This is a genomic window from Stenotrophomonas sp. GD03777, from assembly GCF_029842485.1.
Taxonomy (GTDB): Bacteria; Pseudomonadota; Gammaproteobacteria; order Xanthomonadales; family Xanthomonadaceae; genus Stenotrophomonas; species Stenotrophomonas sepilia.
On the sequence record NZ_JAOCGL010000158.1, the window covers coordinates 1 to 6,335 of the forward strand.

Sequence of the window (6,335 nt, forward strand, 5' to 3'; positions counted from 1 at the left end):
AGAGCTGAAGCTCGGCCCGCGGCAGGAACAGATCGCACAGGCCCAGGCACAACTGGCCGCGTTGCGCGCGCAGTCTGCTGAAGCCACTGCCTACTATCGTCGGGTGCAGCCATTGGCACGCCAGCGCCTGATCGCCGCCGCCGAGCTGGACCGTGCACGGGCAGCCGCCGGCAATGCCGCGGCCAGCGTGCGTGCCGCCGAGCAGGCCTGGCTGGAACGGGTGCACGGCAGTCGCGCGCAGGACATCGCTCAGGGCCAGGCGGCCGCCGACGCCGCACAGGCGCAGCAGGTGGTGCAGGGCGTCAACCTGCAGAAGCTGCAGCTGCGCGCACCGCGCGATGGCGTGATCGATGCCTTGCCCTACCGGCAGGGTGACCAGGCACCGATCGGGGCGCCGCTGGCGGTGATGCTGGTCGGCGAGCGCCCCTATGCGCGCGTCTACCTGCCGCAGCCGCTGCGCCTGCAGGTCAAGGTCGGTCAGCCAGCGCAGATACAGCTGGAGGGAGGGGGCGCCGTACTGAAGGGCCATGTGCGCGCGATCCGCAGCGAGCCTTCATTCACCCCGTACTACGCACTCACCGGCGATGACGTCGAGCGCCTGAGCTACCTCGCCGAGATCGACGTGGATGCAGCCAGCGACATGCAGAAGCTTCCGGCCGGACTGCCGGTGCAGGTGCGCTTCTGAACACCGGTGCGGACATCGCGGTGCATGCGCAGGGCCTGACTCGCCGCTTCGGTGAACTGCTGGCCGTGGACAAGGTCGACCTGACCGTCCCGCGCGGGCAGGTGTACGGCTTCCTGGGCCCGAACGGGTCAGGCAAGTCGACCACCATCCGCATGCTGTGCGGCCTGCTGGAACCCAGTGCGGGGCAGATCGAGGTGCTGGGCCTGACGGTTCCCGAGCAGGCCGAAGCACTGCGCCGGCGCATCGGCTACATGACCCAGCGCTTCTCGCTGTACGAAGACCTGTCGGTACGCGAGAACCTGGAATTCCTCGCCGCCATCCAGGACCTGCCGCGCAACCAGGCCCGGCAACGGGTCGATGCGCTGCTGCAGCAGTACCGGTTGCAGGACCGGCAGCCGCAGCTGGCCGGTACGCTCAGCGGCGGGCAGAAGCAGCGCCTGGCCCTGGCCGGCGCCGTGGTGCATTCGCCCGAACTGCTGTTCCTGGACGAGCCGACCAGCGCGGTCGATCCCGAGTCGCGCCGCGATTTCTGGGAGGCCCTGTTCGAACTGGCCGACGCGGGAACCACGGTGCTGGTGTCGACCCATTACATGGACGAAGCCGAGCGCTGCCATCGCCTGGCGATCCTTGATCGCGGCGCACTGGTGGCCGACGGCACGCCGGCCGAGCTCTGTTCACGGCTGCAAGGACGAACGCTGCAGGTCACGTCATCGCAGCCACGCCAGGCCAGCCGCGTGCTGGCCGAGCTGCCCGGCGTGCTGAGCGTGGCGCAGATCGGCACCCATCTGCGCGTGCTGTGCAACGAAGGCGCAGCGGATGTCGCGGCGCTGCGGCGCGCGCTGGCCAGCGCCGACCCGCAAGCGCATATCGAAATCGTGGCGCCGAACCTGGAGGACGTGTTCGTGGCCGCCACCCGTGGCCGTGGCAGGGAGCCAGCGGCATGAACCTGCGCAGGCTGTGGGCGATCATGCTCAAGGAGCTGCGGCAGCTGCGCCGCGACCGCATCACGCTGGCGATGATCGTCGGCATTCCGGTGATGCAGCTGCTGCTGTTCGGGTATGCGATCAACCTCAACCTGCGCCACCTCGATGCGGGTATCGCCGACCAGGCCAACAGCGCCGCCTCACGCGCGCTGGTGCAGGACATGGTCGCCACCGGCGTGATCACGCCACGCAGCGAGGCCTACACGCCGGACCAGCTGATGCAGGCGCTGCGCCGCGGCGAGATCAGCGTCGGCATCGTGGTGCCGGCGGACTTCGAGCGTCGCCGCTTCGATGGACGCGAAGCGGTACAGGTGCTGGTCGATGGCAGCGACACCGTGGTGCAGAGTGCGGCGATCCAGCTGGCGCAGGTGCCACTGGATACGCGCCCGACCAGCAATACGCGGCCGCTGCGCGAAGGCAGCATTGCCGGTGGCCAGGTCAGCGTGACCAGTTTCTACAACCCGCAACGGCGCTCGGCGGTGAACATCGTGCCCGGCCTGATCGGGGTGATCCTGACCATGACCCTGGTGATGTTCACGGCGGTGGCGGTGGTGCGCGAACGCGAGCGCGGCAACATGGAACTGCTGATCGCCACGCCGGTATCGCGCAGCGAACTGATGGTCGGCAAGGTGCTGCCCTATGCAGCGATCGGTCTGCTGCAGACCACGCTGGTGCTGGTGCTGGGCACCTGGCTGTTCCAGGTGCCGATTCGCGGCAGCCTGCTCGACATCTACCTGGCCGCGGTGCTGCTGGTGCTGGCCAACCTGGCGCTGGGCCTGCTGATCTCCACGCGCGCGCGTTCGCAGTTCCAGGCGATGCAGATGACCCTGTTCCTGTTCCTGCCGTCGATCCTGCTGTCGGGCTTCATGTTCCCGTTCGCCGGCATGCCGCGGCCGGTGCAGTGGCTGGCCGAAGTGCTGCCGTTGACCCACTTCCTGCGCCTGGTGCGCGGCATCATGCTGCGCGGCGCCTCGCTGTGGGAGCTGTGGCACGACGCACTGGCGCTGCTGGCCTTCATCGTGGTGATGATGACCCTGGCGATCCTGCGTTTCCGCAAGCGCCTGGATTGAAGGCAGGGGGTCGGATCCCCGCAGGGGCTCCGACCCCCTTTGCCGGGGACTTATTCCGCCACCACGCGCCCGCGCAGCGAATTGGTCAGCGCTTCGGTGATCACCACATCCACGAACTGCCCGATCAGGCGCGCAGGCGCCGGGAAATTCACCGACCGCATGTTCTCGGTCTTGCCGGTCAGTTCGTTCGGATTCTTGCGCGACGGCCCTTCCACCAGCACGGTCTGCACGGTACCGACCATCTTCTGCGAGATGCTGGCGGCGTGCGCATTGATGCGCTCCTGCAGGCGCGACAGACGCGCATGCTTCTCGGCATCGCTGATCGTGTCCTCCAGATCGGCCGCCGGCGTACCCGGTCGACGCGAATAGATGAAGGAGAAACTGTGGTCGAAGCCGATGTCCTCGATCAGCTTCATGGTCTTCTCGAAGTCGGCATCGGTCTCGCCGGGGAAGCCGACGATGAAGTCCGAGCTGATTGAAATGTCCGGGCGCACCGCGCGCAGCTTGCGGATCTTCGACTTGAATTCCAGCGCGGTGTAGCCGCGCTTCATCGCCGACAGCACGCGGTCGCTGCCGGCCTGCACCGGCAGGTGCAGGAAGTTGGCCAGCTGCGGAACGTCGCGGAACGCATCGATCAGCGAATCGCTGAACTCGAGCGGGTGCGAGGTGGTGAAGCGGATGCGGCCGACCCCATCGATCTCGGCGATGGTGCGGATCAGCAGGCCGAGGTCGGCAAACTCACCGTCTCCATACGGGCCGCGATAGGCGTTGACGTTCTGGCCGAGCAGGTTGATCTCGCGCACGCCCTGCGCGGCGAGCTGCGCCACTTCCACCACCACGTCCTCGAACGGGCGGCTGACTTCGGTGCCGCGGGTGTAAGGCACCACGCAGAACGAGCAGTACTTGGAACAGCCTTCCATGATCGACACGAACGCCGAGGCACCTTCGGCGCGTGGCTCGGGCAGGCGGTCGAACTTCTCGATCTCGGGGAAGCTGATGTCCACCTGCGGGCGCTTCTGCTCGCGGCGTGCGCGGATCAGTTCCGGCAGGCGATGCAGGGTCTGCGGACCGAACACAAGGTCCACGAACGGGGCGCGCTTGATGATCGCTTCGCCTTCCTGCGAGGCAACGCAGCCGCCCACGCCGATGATGACCTCGCGGCCCTTGTTCTTCAGGCCCTTCCACACGCCGAGTTGGCTGAACACCTTCTCCTGCGCCTTCTCGCGGATGGAGCAGGTGTTGACCAGGATGACGTCGGCGTCGTCCGGGCTGTCGGTCAGTTCCAGGCCATCGCTGGCGGCAAGCACGTCGGCCATCTTGGCCGAGTCGTACTCGTTCATCTGGCAACCGTGGGTCTTGATGTACAGCTTGCCCTTGACCTGGTCAGGCTTGCGCGGACCAGCGGGCAGGGCAACGAGCGGGGTACCGCCCGGCGTGGCGGGCGGAAAGACGTCTGGCGTCCCGGTCATGGCGCTTAATCCATTCGGGTGGCGGGAAAGCGGGCAATTCTACCCGCATCCCGCGCCAGCCGCCGCGCCCTTGTAGAGCCGAGCCCACGCTCGGCTGGCTTCAGTAGAGCCAGGCCATGCCAGGCTGCTGCCCCATGGGAAGCGGGAAGAGCAGCCGAGCGCGGGCTCGGCTCTACAAGGGGGGGCTGCTTACGCGGCCGCCAGCTCCGCATCGATCTGCCGCGAACGGTCGAAGGCGGTCATCGCGCTCATCCGTGCGATGTAATCAGCCGTGGCCGGCGCAGGCTGCACCAGGCCGAAGGCCGTGGTCCAGGCCAGCGCATTGCCCCACAGCACGTCGGCGGCACTCATCGTCTCGCCGAGCAGGTACGGGCCCTGCGCCAGCTGGGCCTCGACCACCTGCAGCACGGTCTCGGCGTCGTTGTACGGCGACATCAGGCGCGGCGGCGGCTCGCGGTGCATCGCCTTGTCGATCATCGCCGGCTCGAAACAGGCACCGTAGAAGGCCATCCAGCGCAGGTAGGGGCCGCGCAGGGCGTCGCCGATCGGCGGGGCCAGCCCGGCCTCCGGATACAGGTCGGCCAGGTACAGATAAATGGCGACCTGCTCGGTCACCAGTGCGCCGTTGTGGACGATGGCCGGCACCTTGCCCATCGGGTTGATGGCCAGATAGGCCGGGGCCAGGTTGGCACCGGCCTTCAGGTCCAGCACCTGCATGCGGTAGTCGGCACCCAGCGCTTCGAGCAGGGCCACGGCGCCGCTCGAACGGGATCTGGCGGCGTGGTACAGGGTGATCTGGCGTGAGTTCATGGCATTGCTCCTTGCGGTGGGTGGGTGAACTGGAAGCCATCCTGAGGCACTATTGCGGACGACTTCTGTCCTCGATTCTTCATGTGCCATACCGCCCATCGACTGCTGCGCCTGATCGCCCTGCTGCAGGCCCGCCGCCAGTGGTCCGGGGCTGAGCTGGCCGAGCGCATGGGCGTGGACCGGCGCAGTATCCGCCGTGATATCGAACGCCTGCGCGAACTGGGCTATCCGGTGCGGGCCTCATCGGGGGTCGGCGGCGGCTATCAGCTCGGGGCAGGGGCACCGGTGCTGCCGATGCTGCTGGACGAGGACGAGGCGACGACCCTGGCGATCGCCCTGCGTGCCGCGTCCGCGACCGTCGCTGGCATCGACGACACCGCGCGGGGCCTGCTGTCCAAGCTCGATCCGCTGGTCCCCACCCGTCGCCGGCGGCAGGCCGGCGAGGTGCATGCGGCGACGGCCACCCTGTCCGACCTTCCCTCCACCGACGCACGCCTGCTGGGACGGCTGGCCCAGCACTGCCGGCAGGCGTCACGGCTGGCCTTCGAGTACCGCAGTGCGCAGGAGGAGGTGACCCAGCGCGAGGTCGAGGCGCAGCACCTGGTCAACTATGGGCGGCGCTGGTACCTGCTGGCCTGGGACCTGGGCCGCCAGGACTGGCGCACCCTGCGCGTGGACCGGATGGGCGCGGTGCGCGAATGCGCCGGGCCGGGCATGCATCGGCGCCCGCCCGCGCCCCCGGACGTGATGGTGCGGCAGGCGGTCAGCCAGGCGCCCTTCGCGCTGCAGGCCATTGTCCGCCTGGCCGGCAGCCGCACCGAGCTGGAAGGGCGCATCCCGCCGTGGTGTGGTGTGCTGGAGGCTGATGGTGCCGACCATTGCCTGTTGCGCATGGGCGCCGAGAGCCGCGGCATGATGCTGGCGCAGATCCTCAGCCTGGACCGGGTGCCGGTGGCGTTGTGGACCACACCGCCGGGCCTGCGCGATGAGCTGGCACAGCGTTTGACCGGATTGGGCCAGGTGCTGGCTGTGCCGCCGGTCACAGGCTGAGCCACATCGCTTGGCAAGCCCCGGCGAAGCTGGGACACTCGCGGCATGAAGGGGATACTGGGGACAACGGCGATCATCATCGCTGCGCTGACCGCTGCGCCGGCCAGCGCTGGCACCCTGTACAAGTGCCAGGGCGCCGACGGGGTCACCAGCTACGTGAGCAAGCGAATGGCCGGCGCGCGCTGCAGCAGCATCAGCTACAGCCGCGATACCCGCCCGGCACCGCGCCCCGTGGTGGCCGCATCGAAGCCTGCGCCGACCTCGGTGG

The 6,335-nt window shown here is 68.4% G+C and carries 6 protein-coding genes and 1 pseudogene; 5 read left to right on the forward strand and 2 right to left on the reverse strand.

Annotated features, from left to right (window positions below):
* The 3 genes from N5E02_RS19690 to N5E02_RS19700 form a co-directional block, all read left to right on the forward strand.
* Positions 1-685 (forward strand): HlyD family secretion protein (locus N5E02_RS19690; protein ID WP_279946650.1); only part of this gene is annotated, 685 nt, incomplete at its 5' end.
* 20 nt (positions 686-705) lie between these two features.
* Complete coding sequence (locus tag N5E02_RS19695) at positions 706-1,629, forward strand: ABC transporter ATP-binding protein (protein ID WP_262220174.1); 924 nt, start codon at positions 706-708, stop codon at positions 1,627-1,629.
* Positions 1,626-2,738, forward strand: coding sequence for an ABC transporter permease (locus N5E02_RS19700; protein WP_171958405.1), 1,113 nt, complete (start codon positions 1,626-1,628; stop codon positions 2,736-2,738). Before N5E02_RS19695 ends, N5E02_RS19700 begins: the two co-directional genes overlap by 4 nt.
* Before the next feature lie 50 nt (positions 2,739-2,788).
* Here the strand turns inward: N5E02_RS19700 and miaB are convergent, their stop codons facing one another.
* On the reverse strand, positions 2,789-4,207 hold the full coding sequence (gene miaB / locus N5E02_RS19705) for a tRNA (N6-isopentenyl adenosine(37)-C2)-methylthiotransferase MiaB (RefSeq protein ID WP_138952814.1): 1,419 nt from the start codon (positions 4,205-4,207) through the stop codon (positions 2,789-2,791).
* Between the two features lie 189 nt (positions 4,208-4,396).
* Positions 4,397-5,017, reverse strand: coding sequence for a glutathione S-transferase (locus tag N5E02_RS19710; RefSeq protein ID WP_005415942.1), 621 nt, complete (start codon positions 5,015-5,017; stop codon positions 4,397-4,399).
* An 81-nt stretch (positions 5,018-5,098) separates the two neighbouring features.
* Between N5E02_RS19710 and N5E02_RS19715 the strand changes: the two genes are divergently transcribed.
* Positions 5,099-6,067, forward strand: a complete 969-nt coding sequence (locus N5E02_RS19715) for a WYL domain-containing protein (RefSeq protein WP_279946651.1) — start codon at positions 5,099-5,101, stop codon at positions 6,065-6,067.
* A gap of 45 nt (positions 6,068-6,112) precedes the next feature.
* Positions 6,113-6,335, forward strand: a pseudogene (locus tag N5E02_RS19720) (lytic transglycosylase domain-containing protein); the annotation flags it as partial.